The sequence below is a fragment of the Haloplanus vescus genome, assembly GCF_900107665.1.
Lineage (GTDB): Archaea > Halobacteriota > Halobacteria > Halobacteriales > Haloferacaceae > Haloplanus > Haloplanus vescus.
In genome coordinates, this window is sequence record NZ_FNQT01000001.1 from 45,742 (window position 1) to 64,284 (window position 18,543).

Consider the following 18,543-nt stretch of genomic DNA (forward strand, 5'->3'; position numbering starts at 1 on the left):
TCAGCCGTGTAGGGACCGGAGACTGCGCCACCGTTGCCATCGGCAGTGTAGGGACCGGAGACGGCGCCACCGTTACCGTCAGCCGTGTAGGGACCAGAGACTGCTCCACCGTTACCGTCAGCAGTGAATGGACCGGAGACCGCCCCACCGTTGCCGTCTGCAGTATAGGGGCCTGAAACAGCGCCGCCGTTCCCAGCCGCTGCGTTCGTCTGCGTTTCCACCGTTTCGCTGTCACGTTCGGACATTGCACTCGAACCGTCACGCGACGAGAAATTATAATTTTTCGAGAATATCTGATAGTTAATATAATCAATTAAAGCAACTGCACACTGACATAAACATAGGCAGACGAACAGTTGCGAGCGGGGGACTGATTAGCGGGAGACTGCTACTCGTCGTCGCGTTGTTCGCGGTCGAGGTCGCGGTAGATCAGGGTGAGGGCGTCGGTGTCGCTGAGGCGCGCGAGTTGGTCGTCGAGGTCCTCGCGGAGGGTGTTGAGATCGGAAACGAGTTGCTGGTAGTTCTCGTCGTTTTCGAGCGTTGAGGCGTCCTTCTCGGTTTCGAGCAGGGCCTTCTTCGAGGCTAGCGAGAAGAGTTCTCTGATGCCGTCGTCGTACTCGTCACGGATGCGGAGGTTCTCGACCATCTCGATGAGGTCGCTCTCCGAGACAGGTTTGACGAGGTAGTCGTCGAAGGGCATATCGACGATGTCGGTGTCGGGTTCGACGGCCGTCACCATCGCGACCCGACAGTCGAGGTTTCGCTCCCGGATGCGCTCGAGCACTTCGTCACCCGAGATATCGGGCATTCGACGGTCGAGAAGCACGATGTCGACCTCCTCGTCGAGGCTGTCGAGTGCCGCTCTGCCGTCGGCTGCTGTCCGAACTCGATACGATTCCTTGAGCCACATCTGATACAGTTCGGACAGGTCACGTTCGTCCTCGACGACGAGAACGAGAGGGAGATCGTCGGTCATGTGTGCCCGTGGGGCGGCGTGCGACCACTCACGGTGGCCTATGTGTCACGAGCCTATATCAAAATACCCCTTGCGAAGAGGTGCGTCGAATCGACTGACTGCGTTACTCCTGTGGGCTGTAGTTCGGCGCCTCGTCCGTAATCATCACGTCGTGGGGGTGACCCTCGGTCTGGCCGGCGGCCGACACCCGGACGAATCGGGAGCGCTCCTTGAACTCGGGGATGGTCTCCGCACCGACGTAGCCCATGCCCGATTTCATCCCGCCGACGAGCTGGTGGAGTTCCGAGGCCAGCGTGCCCTTGTACGGCGTGGCTGCCTCGACGCCCTCGGGGACGAATCCCTCGTCTTCGTCCTCGTCTTTGAGGTAGCGCTCACCGCCGCCGGAGCGCATCGCACCGACCGAGCCCATGCCGCGGTACTGCTTGTACTTCTTGCCGTTCATGGTGATGACGCGCCCCGGCGCTTCGTCCGTGCCCGCGAAGTAGGAGCCGAGCATGACCGCGTCGGCGCCGGCCGCGATGGCCTTGATGGCGTCGCCCGAGTAGCGAATGCCGCCGTCGGCGATAACCGGCACGTCGTGTCGGCTGGCCACGTCGGCCACTTCGGACACCGCCGTAATCTGGGGCATGCCCGCCCCCGTGACGACGCGAGTCGTACAGATGGAGCCCGGACCGATGCCGACCTTCACGCCGTCCGCGAAGTCGACGACGGCTTCCGCGGCCTCGCGGGTCCCGATGTTGCCGACGACCACGTCAGCGTCCACCAGCTCGCTGATTTCGCGGGCGCTGTCGATGACGTTTCGGTTGTGGGCGTGCGCGCAGTCGATGAAGAGCACGTCCGCCCCGGCCTCGTCGGCGACCTGTGCTCGGTCGTCCTCGAACGGCCCGACGGCGGCGCCGACTCGAAGCGCCCCGTCCTCGTCACGCGCGGCGTTCTCGTGTTCGCGGCGCTGGAGGATGCCCTGCATCGTCACCAGTCCGACGAGGTGGTCGTCCTCGTCGACGATGGGGACGCGTTCTATCTTGTGGTCGTACATGAGTTCGAGCGCTTCCCGGGCGGTGACGCTCTCCCCGGCGGTGATGACCTCGTCGGTCATCGCCTTTCGCACCTCGTCGGACTCGCCGACTTCGAGGTACGGCCGGATGTCGGTCCCGGAGATGATGCCGAGTACGGTGTCGTCGTCGTCGACGACGGGGGCGCCGCTGACGCCCTCGTGTTCCATCATCTCGTCCACTTCGCGGACGGTCTGGTCCGGGTTCGCCGTCACCACGTCGTCGCGTCGAATCACCAGCTCGTCGGCGCGCTTGACGCGCTCGATTTCGACGGCCATCTCCTCGTCGTTCATGTTCCGGTGGAGGACGCCGATGCCGCCGTTGCGGGCCATCGCGATAGCGAGGTCGCTCTCGGTGACGGTGTCCATCGCCGCCGAGAGGATGGGGATGTTGAGACTGACGTTCGTCGACACCTGGGTCGACACGTCGGCCTCGTCGGGTTCGACGTGGCTCTCCATGGGTCGCAGCAGAACGTCGTCGAACGTCAGTGCCTCCGGTACACGCAGCTTCTCCGAGAAGGGTCCAGTATCGGGAACGTCGTTCGCCATGTAAGCCGTCGTCTCGCCGCTCGGAAAAACGTTCCGAGACGGGGTGTCTCCGGCACTGAGAGCCGTGGTGACAACACTCATTCGACCGTCTGCGGCGTCGTGTGTTCGTCTCCCACACAACGCTTAATAGTTCTGTGACCCAAAATACAGCCATGGCTTCGAAGCGTTCCATCGCCACGCGCACTGCCGCTCGGACGAGCTCCGTCTCGGACTCCGGCATTTCCTTTACAGCGCGGGCTATCGACAAACGCTTCGGACCGAACGCCGTCGACGCTGGCAGGTCGAGGGCGTTACACCACCGTTCGGCCGATGGGTACGGCCGCTAGCGTGGGATGAGCGTTTCACAGCACCCGGTCGCACTTCGCCTCGAGCAACAGGTAGGCGGTGCGACCAAACTGCTCGCCACGGTGATGCTGCTCCCGCTACTCGACGGGATATTCCCGGCGCTCATCCTCGCGGGCGCACTCACCTTCCCCTTCGGCATCCTCGAAACCGGCCTGCTCATCTTCGGCGGGTCGGCCACCGTCGCCGTCGTCTTAGCGGAGATGGACGGTTCGCCGCGCGAGCGGATGCGCACCATCGCGCTCGTCGGCGTGGTGTTGCTCCCCGCCGCCGCCGTCGAGGCGGCGCTTGCGCCCACCGTCGAGAGCCTCATCGACATGGCCGTCTTCCACCGGTTCGCCGGCCTCGTCATCCTGACCGTCGCGGCCAAGACGGCGAGCGCCCGCGTCGGCGAGTACCTCCCGCGCCCGGCCATCATCATCGGCCTCGGCCTCGTCGCCAGCCTCCAGCCCGCCGGAGCCACCGTCACCTTCGTCGCCGACACCGGCCTCGTCCTCCGTGGCGTCGCCGCCGCGGGGGTCGGCGTCGGCTTCGCGATGCTCGTCGCGGCGCTCGGTCCGGTCCTACAGGAGTCGGTCGACCTTGACCTGTTCCGCTTCGGGAGCGCCGTCGCCCTCGGGATGCTCGCGCTCTCGGTCCTCGGACTGATGCCCACCGACGCCCCCGTCGCACTCGGCGTCCTCTGTGTGACCGCGGTGTTCTCGTTCGACCCGGCCACGAAGGGCGACGACGCGGCGGCCGACGCCGAGGACGATACCGACGCCGAGGAAGAAGCCGAGGCGGACGACGAGTCGCCCGGTCCCGACGCCGACGACGCGCAACCCTCGCCGTTCCCCGTCGAGGACGACCAGCGCGCCCCGTGGCTGTAGCGGGCTTCGGGTTTTTAACCGCTGGACGGTAATTGTCGTCTATGAGCGACCGCACGCGCGCCCGAGTCTTCGTCTCCGGGCGAGTTCAGGGCGTCTACTACCGAGCGAACACGCGCGACGCAGCGCGCGCGAGAGACGTCAACGGATGGGTTCGGAATCTGGCCGACGGCCGTGTCGAAGCCGTCTTCGAGGGGTCCGAATCCGCCGTCGAGGAGATGATTGAGTGGTGTCACACCGGCAGTCCGGCCGCCACCGTCGACGACGTCGACGTGCGCTACGAGGAACCAGAGGGCGAGTCGGCGTTCGAAATCCGCCGATGACTCCCGGCCGGTGACTTCGCTCGTCAAACGCGTCGTCGGCGCGGTTGGCGGTGTCGGCCTCGCTGTCGCTCTCGGCGCGGGGTATCTCATCGTTCGCGGCCCGTTCCTCGACGGAGCAACCCTCGCGCCCCGACCACTCCTCGCCGCACTCGGCGCGTTCATCGTCGGCGTCGCCATCGCGGCATGGGGGCTGACGCGCTACGCGCGCTTCTAACGGTCGTCGTCTCGGTGCCCGGCCGAGACGGGGTGGAAGACGGCGGCGACGACGACGCCAGCCGCACCGGGGTCCTCGTCGACGACGCGTTCGACCACTTTCGTCTCGCGCTCGCCGGTCCAGTTCCAGTCGCGGACCCTGTGGGCGTCGTCGAGGTTCGCGTCGAGTAACTGCTCGCAGGCGTCGGCGGTGGGCGCCTCGTTCTCCATGAAGACGCCGCCCTCGTCGGCCAGCTCCCAGCCGAGACCGGCGGCGATTCGCTCGCCGGGCGTCGCGGACGTGTTCGACGCGAGCACCGTCGCGACGAGGTCACCGGTCGTCCACCGACCGGGTTCGAGTTCGCCGACGCGGTCGACCGTCGCTCCTTCGGGGACGATAGAGGAGAGTTCGACCAGATTGTAGTTGTGCACGTTCGCACCGCTCAGGGCGGCGTCGAACGCGCCGAGTTCCGTCGTCGCCGTCCCCGTTCCCCACACCAACTCGATCGGCATGCTGATACCCGCGATTCGCCGCTGGCGGCTTTAGGACTTACTACTCGACCGAATCGACCCCGGGTTTTAACCTCCGATAGCCTGTCGTTGCATATCGACCATGCAGGACTACCTCATCCTCCGCGAACTCGACGAACCCATCAGCCGTGCCGACCTTGACGCCGCCGCCGAGAAGTCCGGCGAGGCGCTCGAAGCCCTCCGCGACGAAGGCGTCGACATCCGCTGGGTCGACTCCGAGGTGCTGACCAACGACGACGGCGACGTGACCGGGACCTTCTGTCACTATCAGGCCGAGAGCGAGGACGCGGTGCGCGAACACGCCGACCGCGCCGGACTCCCCGCCACGCGCATCGACCGGCAGGGCGAACCGCTCGCCGGCGAGGACTGAACGGTCCGTCATCGGCGAAAGGCATCCTTCAAGTCCCCCCACCTCCAACGATTGGCCGACACATGCCCGAGTGCGTCGAATGCGGGGCCGACGTGACCCTGCACGAGGATCTGGAAGTGGGAGAGATCGTCGACTGTGGGACCTGCGGCGCCGAACTCGAAGTCATCGGCGTCGACCCCGTCGAACTGGACGCCGCCCCCGAACTCGAAGAGGACTGGGGCGAGTAACGACTCGCGGTTTTTCTCGGTGCTGCAACTGCCGGTAGTCGCGTCGCTCGCGGTTCGACGGTCGATAAAATACCTCCCGCAGACACTCGGGGACCGAAAGTACCCCTACCAACTGCCCCCGACGGTCTGCGTCTCGTTACGAAAGGGTGGCCGCTATCGGTATATATCTTGTGTCAGACGAGAGTCTGACATCCCCGTTCGACCGGGTTAACGGCCCACACACGGGCGAGACACCCATGTCGGCTGGCCGACCATCGAGAGACGGCGGAATAAAGAGTTTTGCCGGGGTCGTGCGTACGGCGCTCCATGACCGAGTACACTGTCGAGTTCGTCGGCACCGGCGAGACGATTCAGGTACCCGAGAAGCGGACCATCCTCTCGGCCTGTATCGACGCCGGCATCGCCCAAGAGTACTCCTGCCGCGTCGGGATGTGTCTCGCCTGCTCCGCGAAAATTCTCGACGGTGAGGTGGTTCAGCCCGCCGCCCACGCCCTCACCGAGGAAGAGGCCGAATCGTACGCCCTGACCTGCATGGCTCGACCGAAGTCCGACCTCAAACTCGACCGCGGCAAGTACCCGCCGAGCATCGAAGACGCCGACACGATGGACGCGGCGGCCGCGGACGACGACTGACGCGATGGACGCCGACGCGCTCCGCACCGCACTCGAAACCGACTACGCCGACGAACTCGACCGACTCGGCTCGCCCGCCCTCCTCCAAGCCCTCTCCGGTGGCGACCCCGACCCGACAGCCCTGCTCGCCGCCGCCGCGGACAGCGAACACGCCGCCCGCGAGACGTTTCGCCAGTGGGTCGCCGACACCGCCGACCCGACGCTCCGTGAGACGTTCAACGCCGTCGTCGAACAAGAGGACGAGCACTTTCGCCGCGTTCGCGCCCATCTCCCCGACGACGCCACGCCCCCCGAGGGCGCTGGGCCAATGCACGCCTATCTCCGGGGTCGGACCGACCCGATTCAGCGCGTCGCCGGCGGGATGGTCGGGCGGACACTCGTCAGCCTCCGCACTCACGCACGGCTTATCGACTTCTTCGACGAACGTGGCGCGGCCGACCGCGCCGACCTCTTTCGCGACCTGCGCGCGGAGACAGAGGCGTGTCTCGAAGACGGCCTCGAAGCACTCGACGCCCGGGCCGACAGCGACGACTGGGACGCCGCCGAGGCCGTCGCTGGCTACACGATAACGCTGGCCGCAGACGACCTCAATGACCCGCGTTAGGGGCGGTTCACGTCCGGTGGTTCGCTCTCGAGGTCGCGGTTCGACGAGCGGTAGGTGCGGGTGACCGTTGCCGTGGTGACGAGGCCAGCCACGAGCGTCAACCAGAGGCGCGGGTCCACAGCTCCGACCAAGGGGAGATCCAACCAGACGGCGGCGGCGAGACCGACCGACAGCGCGGACACGCCCACGCAGAATCGCGTCCACGACTGGCGTGGCTCGTCGACGACGTCGAGATAGGCGTCTACGTCGGCGGTGACGTCCGTCGGCGAGATGCGACCGCTGTCGGCGTCGAAATCGACCAAGCCGAGGCGTTCGAGTTTGGGGACGTGCGACTGCTGGAGCGCCGTGTAGACCCGCTTTCGCTCCGCGGGGGTCACGTCCGCCACCGCGCAGTCGTTCTCCCAGGCGGCAATCCGGTCGGCCAGCGACCCGATGGTCGTCTCGCCGTCGTTCAGTAACGCGTACAGCGCGTATCGGCGACGGCGGTTCGACAGGACGTCGAACACCTCCTGTTCGGTCGGGTCGTCTCGGTCGGCCGTCTCCATTCGGCCGTTCGACTCGACCGACGTGTTTCCGCCCCGTTCCACCGATTTCCCCCCTTGGCTGCTCATCACTCGTTCTGTGCTTGGTACGCCTCGCAGCAACGTATTAAGCTTCTGGGCCGAATTATCTGCGTTGATACGCGATGCGAACCACAAGACACGAGGTAGTCGACGCCCTGTGGAGTGTATGAGCAATTATCTCGTCGCCATGGAGGCGGCTTGGTTGGTTCGCGACGTCGAAGACGTAGACGACGCCATCGGCGTCGCAGTGAGCGAGGCGGGCAAGCGCCTCAACGACCAGGACAAGGAGTACGTCGAGGTGGAGGTTGGCGTCACGCCCTGTCCCGCCTGTGGCGAACCCTTCGACTCGGCCTTCATCGCCGCCGACACCGCGCTCGTCGGCCTCCTCCTCGAAATCGAGGTGTTCAACGCCGACGGCGAGAACCACGCCACCCGCATCGCGAAAAGCGAAGTCGGGGGCGCCCTCCGTGACGTACCGCTCTCGGTCATCGAAGTCATCGAAACCGACGACGAAGAGGCGGCCTGAAGGCCGTCCGGGTGGTCGGCGTTACTCGTCTCGCGCTTTGAGCCACTCGTCGAGAAGCGTCCGAATCGCCGCGTCGCGGTTGTCGCGATGGTCGGTGAAGGCGATGTCGTCCACCTCGGCCAGCGTTTCGGCGTCCAACTCGACGGTCACAGACTCCATCTCCGCCAGTCCGTCTCCCTCGTCCATGGTGGTGTGGCACGCGAGCGGTCTACAAATAGGCCCGTCAGACGACCGTCCGGCGGACGTGTGACGCCTCAGTAGAAGTCCGATTTCGAGTCGTGGAACGGCGACGCCTCGTCGACGCGCTGAATCTTCGACGGCTCTCGGTGGCGGACGATGACCACGTCGTACGCGTCGTCGGCAGCGACTGTCTCACCGACGCTACTCAGCGAGGAGACGAGTCGCCCCGCGTTCTCGCTCCCGACGAACACCATCGACGCGTCCGCGTCGCGGGCCTGTTCGCGAAGACGACTGGCTATCGTCCCCGGTGTCGCCCGACGACCGACGGTGTCGTATCGGAACTCCGCGCTCGGGGCGTGTGTCGTCACGGCCTCGTGGAGACGCCCCGCGACCGTCTCCAAGTCGAATTGCTCCCCTGCGTCGAGCCACCCGCGCTCGCGGGCGTAGGAGGCGTTCTCCTCGGGGATTACGCTCACGGAGACTATCTGCTCGTCCAGTACTGTACCGAACTCCACCGCCCGCACCAGTGCCGTCTCGGCGAGGTCCGAGCCGTCGAACGGAACGACGAACGTCATACCGTACCGAGGGTGCCGTGGGTAGTAAGCTCTCGGACCGAAGCGGCTTTGTCGACGGCCCGCCGCCGGCCTGATATGACTCGACTCGCCGCGCACCACTTCGGCGTGACCGTCGCCGACTTGGACCGTGCCGTCGACTTCTACCGCGACACCTTCGACCTCGGCGACCCCGAGCGTTTCAGCGTTGCCGGCGAGGCCTTCTCCGAGGCCGTCGACGTTGACGGCGCGACCGGGCGGTTCGCCCACTTCACGCTCGACGGTGCTCGCATCGAACTCGTCGAGTACGACCCCGCAGGCGACGACGCGACCGGGTCGGCGGTGAACCAGCCCGGTGCGAAACATCTCGGCCTCGCGGTCGACGACCTCGACGCCTTCTACGCCGACCTCGATTCGAGCGTCACGACGCTGAGCGAACCCCAGACGACCGAAAGCGGGACGCGCATCTGCTTCGTTCGCGACCCGGAGGGGAACCTAGTCGAGGTGCTGGAGGCGTAGGCGACGCGGTTCGAGGACGTTACCCGCCGAAGTAGAGGACCGCGTACGCGAGGACGGCCGCGAGGAGGAGGAAGATCATCAGGTAGTCGAACAGTCCTTCGGGTGTGGTGCTGGATGGAAGGTTCATGCGCCGCCCTACAACGGCATCCTTCAAGACTGTGGCGCTTCTCGGGGCCAACAGAGATAACCGTTCGCCCCGTCAGTCTCCCATCGAATGCCCTTCACGCGACGGAATGTCCTCGCTGCGGCCGCGCTCGCCCAAGCGACTGCCCTCAGCGGGTGTTTCGGCGGTGGCGGCGACACCGAGACGACACCGACCGACAGCGGCCCGACCGACGAGCAGTCGGCGACGGGGACGGCGACGGCCACGGCCACGCAGTCCCCCTCTGCGACGCCGACGGCGACGCCCGTCGCTGACGCCGAACTCGCCGCGGCGACGACGGCCATCGTCGACGAGTACGCGTGGTTCCGGGACGACTACGACAGCGCACTGACGCAGTTCCGCGTCGCCGTCGGGTCCGTCTACGACACGCTCTCGGAGATTCAGTCCGCCTCGGAGCGAACCGAGGCGGACGTGACGGCGTTTCGCGAGGCATCGACCGACCTCGCCTCGTTCGTCCAGTCGACGCTCCAACCGCATTTCGACGTCGACGCGGCGCTTCGTATCGGGGACAACGTGTACGTCCGGGACTTCGAGCGAGCGGTCTCTCGCGACGACCAGCAACTGCAGGATTCCGTCCTCTCCCGTGCGAAGTCGTACTACCAGCGCGTCCGTTCCAGCGGTTACGTCGCCAATGAACTCTCACGCCGCCCGGTCCACGACTCCCTGTACGATATGCTGGTTCCCAGCGGTGCCGGTGACCACATCGTGGCGCTCGTCGGCGACGAGTTCGTGACGTGGGCCCACCCCGACAAGACCGAATCCACCAGCGACGACGGCGTCGCTCAGCACACCCACGAGTTCCCGAGCGGATACCGCGTGTACACGCACGCCCACGACCATCGGACGGGGCACTCGCTTCGCGACCACACGAACGAACCGCCGCTGAACGAGCTCTACGCCTACGGCGACGGCGACGTGGCGATTCTCGAAGACGCGGCGTCGTGGCGGGAGCGCCTTGACGACTTCCAGCCCGCGTTCACCGGGCTGTTCGCCCCGCTTAAATCCGAGAACCCGGCGACGGCGCTCACGCTCTTTCTGGGCACCATCGGTCCGAACTTCGACTCGACGCCCGTCTACGTCGAGACGTTCGAGAGCGTCGACGCCGCCCAAGCCGCCGTCGACGACGACATCGGGACGGAGGGAACGACCACTCTCGCAGGACAGGAGTGGGAGCGCGTCTTCTACGACGCCGCCGACACGACGATTTACGCGTACCGGCTCCGCGCCGGGTCGGCCGTCGTCGCCGCGCTTCCCTCCGACGTGCCGTGGGAGCGTCGCCGCGACCCGGCGGCAGACCTGAAGGGGACGTGGCTCGCCGGGGAGTGAGTGAAGCCGTACGAGTTCTGCCGACGCGGGCACCTTTTATCAGGCGACGTGCCGAGACGCGGGTATGGGACTCGACGAAGACGCACTCGACTACCACCGGCGTGACCCGCCGGGCAAAGTCGCCATCGAGACGACGAAACCGACCAGCACCCAGCGAGACCTGAGTCTCGCCTACTCGCCCGGCGTCGCCGCGCCCTGCCGGGCCATCGCGGAGGACCCCACCGACGCCTACACCTACACCTCGAAGGGCAACCTCGTCGGCATGGTGTCGAACGGGTCGGCGGTGCTCGGCCTCGGCGACATCGGCGCGCAAGCGTCCAAACCCGTCATCGAGGGGAAGGGCGTCCTGCTCAAGCGCTTCGCCGACATCGACGTCTTCGATTTCGAACTCGACACGGACGACCCCGACGCCATCGTCGAGGCCGTCTCGCTCACCGAACCCTCCTTCGGCGGCATCCACGTCGAGGACATCAAGGCGCCCGAATGCTTCGAAATCGAGGAGCGCCTCCGCGAGCGAATGGACATCCCCGTCTACCACGACGACCAGCACGGCACCGCCATCGTCTCGGGCGCTGCCCTCATCAACGGCGCCGAACTCGTCGACAAGGACATCGAGAATCTGGAGGTGGCCTTCGCCGGCGCGGGGGCGAGCGCAATCGCCACCGCCGACTTCTACGTCTCCCTCGGCGTCCCCCGCGAGAACATCACGCTCGTCGACTCTGAGGGCATCGTCACCACCGACCGCGCCGAGGCGGGCGAGGTCAACGACTACAAGGCCGCGTTCGCGCAGGACCGCCCGGCCGGTGACCTCGCCGGCGCGATGGAGGGCGTCGACGTGTTCGTCGGCCTCGCCGTCGGCGACCTCGTCGACCAAGACATGGTGCGGTCGATGGCCGAGGACCCCATCGTCTTCGCGATGGCCAACCCCGAACCCGAAATCGGGTATCACGAGGCGCGCGAGGCCCGCGACGACACCGTCATCGCCGCCACCGGGCGCTCCGACTTCCCGAATCAGGTGAACAACGTCCTCTGTTTCCCCTTCATGTTCCGCGGGGCGCTGGACGTACGCGCCACCGAAATCAACGAGACGATGAAAGTCGCCGCCGCCCGCGCGCTCGCCCAGCTGGCGCGCAAGGACGTGCCCGACGCGGTGGCGAAAGCCTACGGCGACGACCCGCTTCAGTTCGGCCCCGAGTATCTCATCCCGAAGGCGCTCGACCCGCGCGTGCTCTTCGAGGTGGCGCCCGCCGTCGCCGAGGCGGCCGTCGAAACCGGCGTTGCTCGACTGGACCGTGACCTCGACGCCTACGTCGAGGAGCTCGAAGCCCGCCTCGGGAAGGACCGCGAGATGATGCGTATCGTCCTCAACAAGGCCAAAACGGACCCCAAGCGGGTCGCGCTCGCGGAGGGGACGAACGAGAAGACCATCCGCGCAGCCTCCCAAATCGTCGAGGAGGGCATCGCGACGCCCGTCCTCCTCGGGGACCGGCAGACCATCGAGCGCCGGGTGGCCGAACTCGGTCTGGACTTCGAACCCGAAATCGTCGACCCCACCGAGGCCGACGTCGACGCCTACGCCGACCACCTCTACGAGGAACGGCAGCGAAAGGGCATCACGCGCGTCGAGGCCGAAGAGCTCGTCCGCACCGACACCGACTACTTCGGGAGCGTGATGGTCGAAATGGGCGACGCCGACGCCCTCCTCACGGGCCTCACGCACCACTACCCCTCGGCGCTGCGGCCACCGCTTCAGATTATCGGCACCGCGGACGACGCCGACTACGTGGCGGGCGTGTACATGCTCACCTTCCGCAACCGGGTCGTCTTCGTCGCCGACACGACGGTGAACCAAGACCCGGGCGCCGAGGAGCTGGCCGAAATCGGCCGGCACACGGGCGAGCTGGCCCGCCGGTTCAACGTCGAGCCACGGGCCGCGTTCCTCTCGTACTCGGACTTCGGGAGCGTGGACAACGAGGGGACGCGAAAGCCCCGAGAGGCGGCCCAGACCCTCCGCGACGACCCTACGGTGGACTTCCCCGTCGACGGCGAAATGCAGGCCGACACCGCCGTCGTCGAGGACATCCTCGAAGGGACGTACGACTTCGCCGACCTTGACGACCCGGCGAACGTGCTCATCTTCCCGAACCTCGAAGCGGGCAACATCGGTTACAAGCTTCTCCAGCGACTCGGGGGCGCCGACGCCATCGGCCCGATGCTGGTCGGGATGGACAAGCCGGTCCACGTCCTCCAGCGCGGTGACGAAGTGAACGACATCGTCAACCTCGCGGGCGTGGCCGTCGTCGACGCCCAAGAGCGCGACGCGTAGCGTTCCGGTCATACTGTTGGCTGTAACTGATTCAAAACATTCGGCACTCCGGGTGCCGAACCTCTGTATTGACTTACAGCCGACAGTATCAGTCGTCGTCGCCGATGTTGACGACGAACACCGGGACAGTGGCGTTCTCGACGACACGTTCGGTGACACTCCCGAGGTGAGCGAGGCGGTCACGCCCCGTCCGGCCGTGCGTTCCCATGGTGATGACGTCGATGTCGGCCTCGTCGGCGTAGCCGAGGATGGCCTTGTACGGGATGCCCTCGCGGACGGCGGTGACGGCGTCCACGCCGGCCTCGCCCGCGGCGGCCGCGACGGCGGCGACGGCCTCCTCCCCGCGCTCGGTCAACTCCGCAATCAGGTCCTCGCGGTCCTCGTCGGCCGCGAGTTCGAATCGGCGGTCGACCACGTACAGCGCGTGAATCGTCGCGTCGTGGTTGCGCGCCATCTCCAGCGCGTGTTCGAGCGTTCGGTCGACACCCTCGCTCCCGTCCGTCGGGACGAGTATCGAGTCGTACATGCTTCGGGGTAAGCCCCGGGGACACTTCAAACGCGCCGCCGAACCGGCCGTAACGTACATATCAGTCGCAGGTAGTCGTGTTGACGTATGCCGAGCTGTCAGAACTGTGGGTCGTTCGTCACGGACGACTACGTCCGAGTGTTCGCCCCGAACGGCATGTCAGAACCGCGCGTCTGCCCGAACTGCGAGGACCTCGTTCGCGACGGCGCGGACGTCCGACAGGCGCGGGCGAGACGCACCTGACCGTTACTCGGTGGCGTGCTCCAGTCCCTGGAGCAGCGAGACGACCTGTTCCGACTCGTTCGAGAGCTGCTGCGGGTAGATAGCCACCGCGACGACGAAGTCGCTCCCGTGCTGGAATTTCGTCGCGTGCAGATAGACGTCCATCTGTGACCCCGCGAGCGACGCCGTCCCCTCGAACTTCGACACGCTGGTCGACTGGCCGAGCGTTGCGACGCTCTGCTGGTCCACTTGCTCGCCGACGGTGACGCCGTCGTACTGCGACTCGAACTGCTGGAGGACGGCCGTCTCGGACATGTCCTCGATAGGGTTGAACGTCTTGCCCGCGATCTCGACCTGCGGGCTGGTGTAGGTGACGAAGACGGCGGCTCGCTCGGAGCCGAGCGGTCCCATGTCGACCTGCCGTTCGTACTGCGCGAGTTGGTTCACGATGGTGACCGTGCGGGTCTGTCCAGCGGCGGAGAACTCCCGTTCGACCGTCTGGTCGGTGACGTTGGTCTCCTCGTACGGCGATTCCTCGACCGTCGAATCGGCGACAGTCGCCGGCGACGCCGTGAACTCCAGCGCTCCCTCTCCCGTGATGAATCCGCACCCAGCTGTCGTCGCGAGCGCGCCCGCAGCGAGCGTGACGACTCCCCGTCGAGTGTGCATACCCCATCCAGCGGGGCCAACGCAAAAAGCGACCCACCTCATCGTCGCCGGACCGACCGCCTCGCTTTTACTCGTCGCTCCGGTAGGATGGCCATGCTCACCTTCGTCGGCCTCGGTCTCTACGACGAGCGGTCGATAACGGTCGAGGGCCGCGACGCCCTCCGGGCCGCCGACCGCGCTTTCGCCGAGTTCTACACCAGCCGTCTCGTCGGCACCAGCGTCGAATCGCTCGAAGCCCACCACGACGTCGACATCGAGGTCCGCGACCGGGCGGGCGTCGAACAGCACCCCGAACCCATCCTCGACGCCGCCGAGAGCGAGGACGTGGTCTTTCTCACCGCGGGCGACTCGATGATATCGACGACCCACGTCGACCTCCGCCTTCGCGCCATGGAGCGCGGCATCGACACGCGGGTCGTCCACGGCGTCTCCGCCTCGTCGGCGGCGAGCGGCCTCACCGGCCTCCAGAACTACCGCTTCGGCAAGGCGGTCACGCTCCCGTTCCCTCGCGCCCACGGCGCCGACGGCGTACCCGCCTCGGTCGTCGAGAGCGTCGACGCCAACCGCGAACGCGGCCTGCACACGCTGGTCTACCTCGACATCAAGGTGGATGACGGGCGCGGCACGGACGCGGGCGAGACGTTCATGACCGCCGACGTGGCCGCCGGCTTGCTCGCCGAGGAGTGGCCCGACAGACTCGCCGTCGCCGTCGCACGGGCCGGCAGTCCCAATCCCGTCGTCGACGCCGACCGACTCTCGGCGCTCGCCACGCGCGATTTCGGCGACCCGCTTCACATGCTGGTCATCCCCGGTGACCTGCATCACGTCGAAGTCGACGCGTTGGAAACCCTCGGTGGCGCGCCGGCCGAGTTGCTCGACGACGCGTCGGGTTAGTCGGCGCCCGGACCCACGTCGCTCTGCTCCGGCAGGTCGAGCGCTTCCCGGAGGTCGTACTCCTCGCGCGTGACGACGTAGAGCACGTCCTCGACGATGGTCAGGAGCTCGGGAAGTTCCCGGACTACGAGATACGTGACGCCGACGAGGGCGACGACGGCGAGCACCTGACTGATGATGCGGTCCGAGATGTAGAACGAGACCTTGTAGGGGTCGGTGCCGCCGAACAGGAAGAGTATCTCGTCGACGAACCACTGCATGTACTGCTTGCCGAACATCAGGCCGATGAACGTCGTCCGCGCGATGTTGAGGACGTAGATGACGGGGACGGCGATGGCGAGCGCCCGGACCTTCCGGCTCAGCGGTGCCTCGACGGCGGCGATGAGGCCGACGAAGATGGCGATGCTACCCAGCCCCGTACACGCGAGGATAATCGAGAAGAGGATGATGTGCCCGCCCTCGGTGACGAATTTGAACGTGTTGAGATAGCCTTGGTCGCCCTCGACGAGCGTCGGCGAGTAGCCGAGCAGTTCCATCGCCCACTGGGTCTGTCCCGTGGTGTGAGAGATGAGGACGTACCGCGGCGAGGGGAGCGAGACGCCCCACAGCGTGAGCGCCGGAATCGTCTCGAAGGGGAGGTAGACGACGCCCATCACCGCGACGGCACGCGAGAGGACGAACAGCGAGTCCCGGCCGTCGTAGAGGAGGTAGCCGACGTAGAGCGAGGCGGGGACGGCCGCGAGCGAGAGGAAGCCCTCGACGAAGCTCTTCTGGACGAACGCGAAGTGGGGGACGAGCGCCGCCCAGAAGACGGCGAAGACGCCCCACGCGCCGACGGTGGCCGCTCGGGCGTAGTCGCTCTCGCGCCAGCGGAGGAGCACGCCGAGCAGAAAGAGGCCGACGACAGCCCAGGCGAGGGCGTCGGTGAGTGGGCCAGCCATACGCGACGGAACGGCACCCAGCGATATATCCCTTGTCGTTCAGGGCACCTGCATCGTCACGTCGGGCATCCCGCCGAGGAGTCCGCCGAATGCCGTCTCGTACCCCTCGTGTCGGGCGGTCTGTGGCTGGACGTCGACCGAGAGCGTGAGACCATCCCCAGTCGCCACGTCGTCGACGACGGCGCCGTAGTGGTAGCCGAGCGTCGGGTCGAGCGTCCGCGCCAACTCCCCTTCGAAGACCGTCTCGTCGTCGCGACTCAACCGCCCAGACAACCCCATCGCCGGAATCACCATCCGGTTGTATCGCGTCCGCGCGGAGACGGCGAGATACGGACCTTCGCCGTCGACGCCCTCGGGCGGCGAGTCGAGGACTGTCGCCACCAATCGGGCGTCGTTGCTCATTGTCTCTCCGAGCGACCGGCCGGGAAGTGCGTCGGGCGCGGGCGCCGTCGCGTCCGGGAGGGCGTCCATCTCCATGGGTTCGACCGCGCCGGACGTGCCCGCTCGCTCGTCGACTTGCTGGAACGAGATGTCGTTTTTCGCCGCCTCGCTGTACTCGAAGGGGAACTCGACGGTCTGAGGGTCGGTAAAGCGGTCGGCGAACGCGCCCGTCTTCCGCGTCGCTACCGCGCCCACGCTTACGCGGACAGTGTACGTGCCGTCGCCGTCGAGGCCGAAGTTCGCTCCGTAGTGAAAGCCCATGGGCTGTGAGAGCATCGGATAGATGGTTTCCTGTGAGACTAGACTCCCGTCCTGCACGATTTCGAGCGACAGCCCCGTCTCGGGCAGGACCATCCCCGTCTCGGGGTCCCAGACGCTCGCCATCAGGTGAACCGCGTCGTCGCGGTCGATTTCGGTCAAGGAGACGCTGTCGCCGTTGACGTTCCAGAACCGGTGCGGGTAGCTGTAGAACAGGCCGACGGCGTAGTCGCCGCTCGTCTGCGTCCCGACGGCGGACATCCCCTCGACGTGGCTGGGGTAGTACACGCCGTCCGGCCGGTCCTCCAGCACTGGCGGCACGCCGGCCGTGCGCGTCTCGACCAGGCCGGCACACCCCGACAGGGACACCCCGGCGAGGGCGAGCGTCCCGCCCAACAGTTCGCGGCGGTTCATGGTCCTCCTCGGGGGTCGGCGCTCAAACCCATTCTGGTCCGCGCGTCGAAGACGCTCATTCGGGGCGCGGCGTCGGGAAGACGCGGTGGCGACGCGGCGGCACGAGGAAGTATCCGCGGCGACGGACGAAGATGTATTCGAGGATGCCGTTGTTGACGCGTTGGCGCACGGCGGGGGTCTGTTCGGTCACGTCCGTCCCGTTCATCGCGCGGCGGACGGACTCGAACGCCGAGACGCGCCGCTGGAGCGACGGGAAGTGGAGGCTCGCCACCTGCTGGTCCGAGCCGATGTCGTCGGTCGATTCGAAGTGGCGGCGGAGCAAGCGCACGTCTCCGTCGTCGTCGCGGTTCGCCCGCGCGGCCTTCTGGGCGTGGCCCACGCGGCCGTACTCCGCGGCGTGGTCGGCGATGTCGTCCACGAAGCGGTCTATTTGGCTGTCGTCGCCGAGGTTGTCGCCGACCCCCTCGACCAACCCCTCGGCCGCGTGGCCGGGGCTGAACATCTCCATCACGCGCTCTTCCTGAGTCTGCTCGTCGTACCAGTCGTCGAGTCGCTGTCGGAGGTTGGCGATGACCTTCGTCGTCCCGCCGGCGAACGGTCCCGATTCGAGCGTGACGTAGTCCTCGGTCGCCTGATTCCGTCGAAACCCGGCTTCGAAGCCCATGAACAGCGGCGACGCCTCGGGGACGGGTCGGGACTCGGGAATCCCCTCCGCGTCCTGATGCTGCGCGGGGAGGCCGGCGCCGACGAAGCCAGTCCGCCGGGAGTCGACGCGCAGGGCGTCGGTCAGTGGCGGTATCGAGACGCCGTTGGCCGTCTCACGCTCGCCCCGCAGCGCGCGGTCCGCTTCGAGGAGCGCGTCGGAGCGGTCGCTCGCGAGGTGGAGCACCGCGTCCTGTCGGTCGAAGGTGGGCGATTCGAACGGCGAGAGCGCGGTCGGTTCGGGGAGGTCGATATCCTCGGGCAGGGCGTCCTCGAAGCGGTCGAAGTACGCGGGCGAGTAGGCAATCGAGTGGAGCAGGCCCTCGTGGCTCCAAGCGTACGCGCTGTCGAGGGCGTCGAGCGTCGCGGCGAGTGCGTCCCGGTCCGTCGCCGACGGCGGTCCGTCGCCGTCGAGCGTCAGATACAGCAGAATCTGGTGCCGGGGGAGTTGGGTGTTGCCGTGGTCGTCGTGGCGGACGTGCGCTCGCCACGCGTGCTGGCGCGCCGGCTTGGCGTCGGGGTCGCCCGTCGGAACCGGCTCGGACGACTCGCGGTCGAGACACGCGCTGAGCGCGCTCGCGCTTCCGAGCGCGACGGCGGTCCGGAGCGCTTCGCGGCGGGACACGTCTGGCAGTCGCATTCACCGGATGTCGGGCGC

The 18,543-nt window shown here is 66.9% G+C and carries 24 protein-coding genes and 1 pseudogene; 13 read left to right on the plus strand and 12 right to left on the minus strand.

Features of this window, described 5'->3' with window-relative positions; genetic code table 11:
- From BLU18_RS15005 to guaB, 3 genes and pseudogenes are all read right to left on the minus strand, one after another.
- Window positions 1–245: pseudogene (locus BLU18_RS15005) on the minus strand (hypothetical protein); the annotation flags it as partial.
- Between the two features lie 143 nt (window positions 246–388).
- Complete coding sequence (locus BLU18_RS00260) at window positions 389–976, minus strand: response regulator (protein ID WP_092629696.1); 588 nt, start codon at window positions 974–976, stop codon at window positions 389–391.
- Window positions 977–1,079: 103 nt separating this feature from the next.
- Window positions 1,080–2,576, minus strand: a complete 1,497-nt coding sequence (gene guaB / locus BLU18_RS00265) for an IMP dehydrogenase (RefSeq protein WP_092629698.1) — start codon at window positions 2,574–2,576, stop codon at window positions 1,080–1,082.
- Between the two features lie 332 nt (window positions 2,577–2,908).
- Here guaB and BLU18_RS00270 point away from each other — a divergent pair, with 332 nt between their 5' ends.
- The 3 genes from BLU18_RS00270 to BLU18_RS00280 are packed head-to-tail and all read left to right on the plus strand — an operon-like array spanning window position 2,909 to window position 4,321.
- Window positions 2,909–3,787, plus strand: coding sequence for a DUF5794 domain-containing protein (locus BLU18_RS00270; RefSeq protein ID WP_092629701.1), 879 nt, complete (start codon window positions 2,909–2,911; stop codon window positions 3,785–3,787).
- A gap of 41 nt (window positions 3,788–3,828) precedes the next feature.
- A complete protein-coding gene (locus BLU18_RS00275) occupies window positions 3,829–4,107 on the plus strand; it encodes an acylphosphatase (protein ID WP_092629704.1) in 279 nt (92 codons plus the stop codon).
- A 10-nt stretch (window positions 4,108–4,117) separates the two neighbouring features.
- Entirely contained in the window at window positions 4,118–4,321 is a 204-nt protein-coding gene (locus BLU18_RS00280) for a DUF8132 family protein (RefSeq protein WP_092629706.1), read from the plus strand.
- Here the strand turns inward: BLU18_RS00280 and BLU18_RS00285 are convergent.
- Window positions 4,318–4,812: a pyruvoyl-dependent arginine decarboxylase gene (locus BLU18_RS00285; RefSeq protein ID WP_092629710.1), complete on the minus strand. Its 495-nt coding sequence runs from the start codon at window positions 4,810–4,812 to the stop codon at window positions 4,318–4,320. The two genes, BLU18_RS00280 and BLU18_RS00285, sit on opposite strands and share 4 nt — an antisense overlap.
- 100 nt (window positions 4,813–4,912) lie before the next feature.
- Here BLU18_RS00285 and BLU18_RS00290 point away from each other — a divergent pair, with 100 nt between their 5' ends.
- The 4 genes from BLU18_RS00290 to BLU18_RS00305 all read left to right on the plus strand — a co-directional run bounded on the left by BLU18_RS00290 (window position 4,913) and on the right by BLU18_RS00305 (window position 6,664).
- Window positions 4,913–5,200 carry a DUF4242 domain-containing protein gene (locus BLU18_RS00290; protein WP_092629713.1) on the plus strand — a complete coding sequence of 96 codons (288 nt, stop codon included), beginning with the start codon at window positions 4,913–4,915 and terminating at the stop codon, window positions 5,198–5,200.
- A gap of 62 nt (window positions 5,201–5,262) precedes the next feature.
- Window positions 5,263–5,427: a lysine biosynthesis protein LysW gene (lysW, locus tag BLU18_RS00295; protein ID WP_092629716.1), complete on the plus strand. Its 165-nt coding sequence runs from the start codon at window positions 5,263–5,265 to the stop codon at window positions 5,425–5,427.
- Between the two features lie 306 nt (window positions 5,428–5,733).
- Complete coding sequence (locus BLU18_RS00300) at window positions 5,734–6,060, plus strand: 2Fe-2S iron-sulfur cluster-binding protein (protein WP_092629719.1); 327 nt, start codon at window positions 5,734–5,736, stop codon at window positions 6,058–6,060.
- Window positions 6,061–6,064: 4 nt separating this feature from the next.
- The gene (locus tag BLU18_RS00305; protein ID WP_092629721.1) at window positions 6,065–6,664 is read left to right on the plus strand and encodes a hypothetical protein; all 600 of its coding nucleotides are present in this window, start codon (window positions 6,065–6,067) and stop codon (window positions 6,662–6,664) included.
- Here BLU18_RS00305 and BLU18_RS00310 read toward each other — a convergent pair.
- Entirely contained in the window at window positions 6,661–7,275 is a 615-nt protein-coding gene (locus BLU18_RS00310; RefSeq protein WP_143025202.1) for a DUF7344 domain-containing protein, read from the minus strand. The two genes, BLU18_RS00305 and BLU18_RS00310, sit on opposite strands and share 4 nt — an antisense overlap.
- A gap of 118 nt (window positions 7,276–7,393) precedes the next feature.
- Between BLU18_RS00310 and BLU18_RS00315 the strand changes: the two genes are divergently transcribed.
- On the plus strand, window positions 7,394–7,753 hold the full coding sequence (locus BLU18_RS00315; protein WP_092629727.1) for a DUF555 domain-containing protein: 360 nt from the start codon (window positions 7,394–7,396) through the stop codon (window positions 7,751–7,753).
- A gap of 21 nt (window positions 7,754–7,774) precedes the next feature.
- Here the strand turns inward: BLU18_RS00315 and BLU18_RS00320 are convergent, their stop codons facing one another.
- On the minus strand, window positions 7,775–7,939 hold the full coding sequence (locus BLU18_RS00320) for a ribbon-helix-helix protein, CopG family (RefSeq protein WP_092629730.1): 165 nt from the start codon (window positions 7,937–7,939) through the stop codon (window positions 7,775–7,777).
- A 68-nt stretch (window positions 7,940–8,007) separates the two neighbouring features.
- Window positions 8,008–8,508 (minus strand): universal stress protein, encoded by a 501-nt coding sequence (locus BLU18_RS00325; RefSeq protein WP_092629733.1) that lies wholly within the window; start codon window positions 8,506–8,508, stop codon window positions 8,008–8,010.
- Window positions 8,509–8,583: 75 nt separating this feature from the next.
- Here BLU18_RS00325 and BLU18_RS00330 point away from each other — a divergent pair, with 75 nt between their 5' ends.
- From BLU18_RS00330 to BLU18_RS00340, 3 genes are all read left to right on the plus strand, one after another.
- Window positions 8,584–9,003, plus strand: a complete 420-nt coding sequence (locus tag BLU18_RS00330; RefSeq protein WP_092629736.1) for a VOC family protein — start codon at window positions 8,584–8,586, stop codon at window positions 9,001–9,003.
- Window positions 9,004–9,217: 214 nt separating this feature from the next.
- Entirely contained in the window at window positions 9,218–10,492 is a 1,275-nt protein-coding gene (locus tag BLU18_RS00335; RefSeq protein WP_092629739.1) for a hypothetical protein, read from the plus strand.
- 64 nt (window positions 10,493–10,556) lie between these two features.
- Window positions 10,557–12,818: an NADP-dependent malic enzyme gene (locus BLU18_RS00340; protein ID WP_092629741.1), complete on the plus strand. Its 2,262-nt coding sequence runs from the start codon at window positions 10,557–10,559 to the stop codon at window positions 12,816–12,818.
- Window positions 12,819–12,906: 88 nt separating this feature from the next.
- Here the strand turns inward: BLU18_RS00340 and BLU18_RS00345 are convergent, their stop codons facing one another.
- Entirely contained in the window at window positions 12,907–13,344 is a 438-nt protein-coding gene (locus BLU18_RS00345) for a universal stress protein (RefSeq protein WP_092629745.1), read from the minus strand.
- An 87-nt stretch (window positions 13,345–13,431) separates the two neighbouring features.
- Here BLU18_RS00345 and BLU18_RS14680 point away from each other — a divergent pair, with 87 nt between their 5' ends.
- On the plus strand, window positions 13,432–13,587 hold the full coding sequence (locus BLU18_RS14680) for a DUF7563 family protein (protein WP_176791145.1): 156 nt from the start codon (window positions 13,432–13,434) through the stop codon (window positions 13,585–13,587).
- Between the two features lie 3 nt (window positions 13,588–13,590).
- Here BLU18_RS14680 and BLU18_RS00350 read toward each other — a convergent pair whose 3' ends face one another.
- Window positions 13,591–14,235, minus strand: coding sequence for a DUF6517 family protein (locus BLU18_RS00350; RefSeq protein WP_092629748.1), 645 nt, complete (start codon window positions 14,233–14,235; stop codon window positions 13,591–13,593).
- Window positions 14,236–14,328: 93 nt separating this feature from the next.
- Between BLU18_RS00350 and dph5 the strand changes: the two genes are divergently transcribed.
- Window positions 14,329–15,129, plus strand: a complete 801-nt coding sequence (dph5, locus tag BLU18_RS00355) for a diphthine synthase (RefSeq protein WP_092629751.1) — start codon at window positions 14,329–14,331, stop codon at window positions 15,127–15,129.
- Here the strand turns inward: dph5 and artA are convergent.
- From artA to BLU18_RS00370, 3 genes are read right to left on the minus strand one after another with little or no spacing between them, the layout of a single operon-like run.
- Window positions 15,126–16,070 carry an archaeosortase A gene (artA, locus tag BLU18_RS00360; protein WP_092629755.1) on the minus strand — a complete coding sequence of 315 codons (945 nt, stop codon included), beginning with the start codon at window positions 16,068–16,070 and terminating at the stop codon, window positions 15,126–15,128. The genes dph5 and artA overlap by 4 nt on opposite strands.
- A gap of 39 nt (window positions 16,071–16,109) precedes the next feature.
- Complete coding sequence (locus BLU18_RS00365; RefSeq protein ID WP_092629757.1) at window positions 16,110–17,183, minus strand: iron transporter; 1,074 nt, start codon at window positions 17,181–17,183, stop codon at window positions 16,110–16,112.
- Between the two features lie 55 nt (window positions 17,184–17,238).
- Window positions 17,239–18,525, minus strand: a complete 1,287-nt coding sequence (locus BLU18_RS00370; RefSeq protein WP_092629760.1) for a DUF7405 family protein — start codon at window positions 18,523–18,525, stop codon at window positions 17,239–17,241.
- Window positions 18,526–18,543: the final 18 nt, after the last annotated feature.

Coding starts and splice junctions, on each gene's coding strand:
- BLU18_RS00260 (WP_092629696.1), bottom strand. CDS start 976: ATGACCGACGATCTCCCTCTCGTTCTCGTCGTCGAGGACGAACGTGAC.
- guaB (WP_092629698.1), bottom strand. CDS start 2,576: ATGGCGAACGACGTTCCCGATACTGGACCCTTCTCGGAGAAGCTGCGT.
- BLU18_RS00270 (WP_092629701.1), top strand. CDS start 2,909: ATGAGCGTTTCACAGCACCCGGTCGCACTTCGCCTCGAGCAACAGGTA.
- BLU18_RS00275 (WP_092629704.1), top strand. CDS start 3,829: ATGAGCGACCGCACGCGCGCCCGAGTCTTCGTCTCCGGGCGAGTTCAG.
- BLU18_RS00285 (WP_092629710.1), bottom strand. CDS start 4,812: ATGCCGATCGAGTTGGTGTGGGGAACGGGGACGGCGACGACGGAACTC.
- BLU18_RS00290 (WP_092629713.1), top strand. CDS start 4,913: ATGCAGGACTACCTCATCCTCCGCGAACTCGACGAACCCATCAGCCGT.
- lysW (WP_092629716.1), top strand. CDS start 5,263: ATGCCCGAGTGCGTCGAATGCGGGGCCGACGTGACCCTGCACGAGGAT.
- BLU18_RS00300 (WP_092629719.1), top strand. CDS start 5,734: ATGACCGAGTACACTGTCGAGTTCGTCGGCACCGGCGAGACGATTCAG.
- BLU18_RS00305 (WP_092629721.1), top strand. CDS start 6,065: ATGGACGCCGACGCGCTCCGCACCGCACTCGAAACCGACTACGCCGAC.
- BLU18_RS00310 (WP_143025202.1), bottom strand. CDS start 7,275: ATGAGCAGCCAAGGGGGGAAATCGGTGGAACGGGGCGGAAACACGTCG.
- BLU18_RS00315 (WP_092629727.1), top strand. CDS start 7,394: ATGAGCAATTATCTCGTCGCCATGGAGGCGGCTTGGTTGGTTCGCGAC.
- BLU18_RS00320 (WP_092629730.1), bottom strand. CDS start 7,939: ATGGACGAGGGAGACGGACTGGCGGAGATGGAGTCTGTGACCGTCGAG.
- BLU18_RS00325 (WP_092629733.1), bottom strand. CDS start 8,508: ATGACGTTCGTCGTTCCGTTCGACGGCTCGGACCTCGCCGAGACGGCA.
- BLU18_RS00330 (WP_092629736.1), top strand. CDS start 8,584: ATGACTCGACTCGCCGCGCACCACTTCGGCGTGACCGTCGCCGACTTG.
- BLU18_RS00335 (WP_092629739.1), top strand. CDS start 9,218: ATGCCCTTCACGCGACGGAATGTCCTCGCTGCGGCCGCGCTCGCCCAA.
- BLU18_RS00340 (WP_092629741.1), top strand. CDS start 10,557: ATGGGACTCGACGAAGACGCACTCGACTACCACCGGCGTGACCCGCCG.
- BLU18_RS00345 (WP_092629745.1), bottom strand. CDS start 13,344: ATGTACGACTCGATACTCGTCCCGACGGACGGGAGCGAGGGTGTCGAC.
- BLU18_RS14680 (WP_176791145.1), top strand. CDS start 13,432: ATGCCGAGCTGTCAGAACTGTGGGTCGTTCGTCACGGACGACTACGTC.
- BLU18_RS00350 (WP_092629748.1), bottom strand. CDS start 14,235: ATGCACACTCGACGGGGAGTCGTCACGCTCGCTGCGGGCGCGCTCGCG.
- dph5 (WP_092629751.1), top strand. CDS start 14,329: ATGCTCACCTTCGTCGGCCTCGGTCTCTACGACGAGCGGTCGATAACG.
- artA (WP_092629755.1), bottom strand. CDS start 16,070: ATGGCTGGCCCACTCACCGACGCCCTCGCCTGGGCTGTCGTCGGCCTC.
- BLU18_RS00365 (WP_092629757.1), bottom strand. CDS start 17,183: ATGAACCGCCGCGAACTGTTGGGCGGGACGCTCGCCCTCGCCGGGGTG.
- BLU18_RS00370 (WP_092629760.1), bottom strand. CDS start 18,525: ATGCGACTGCCAGACGTGTCCCGCCGCGAAGCGCTCCGGACCGCCGTC.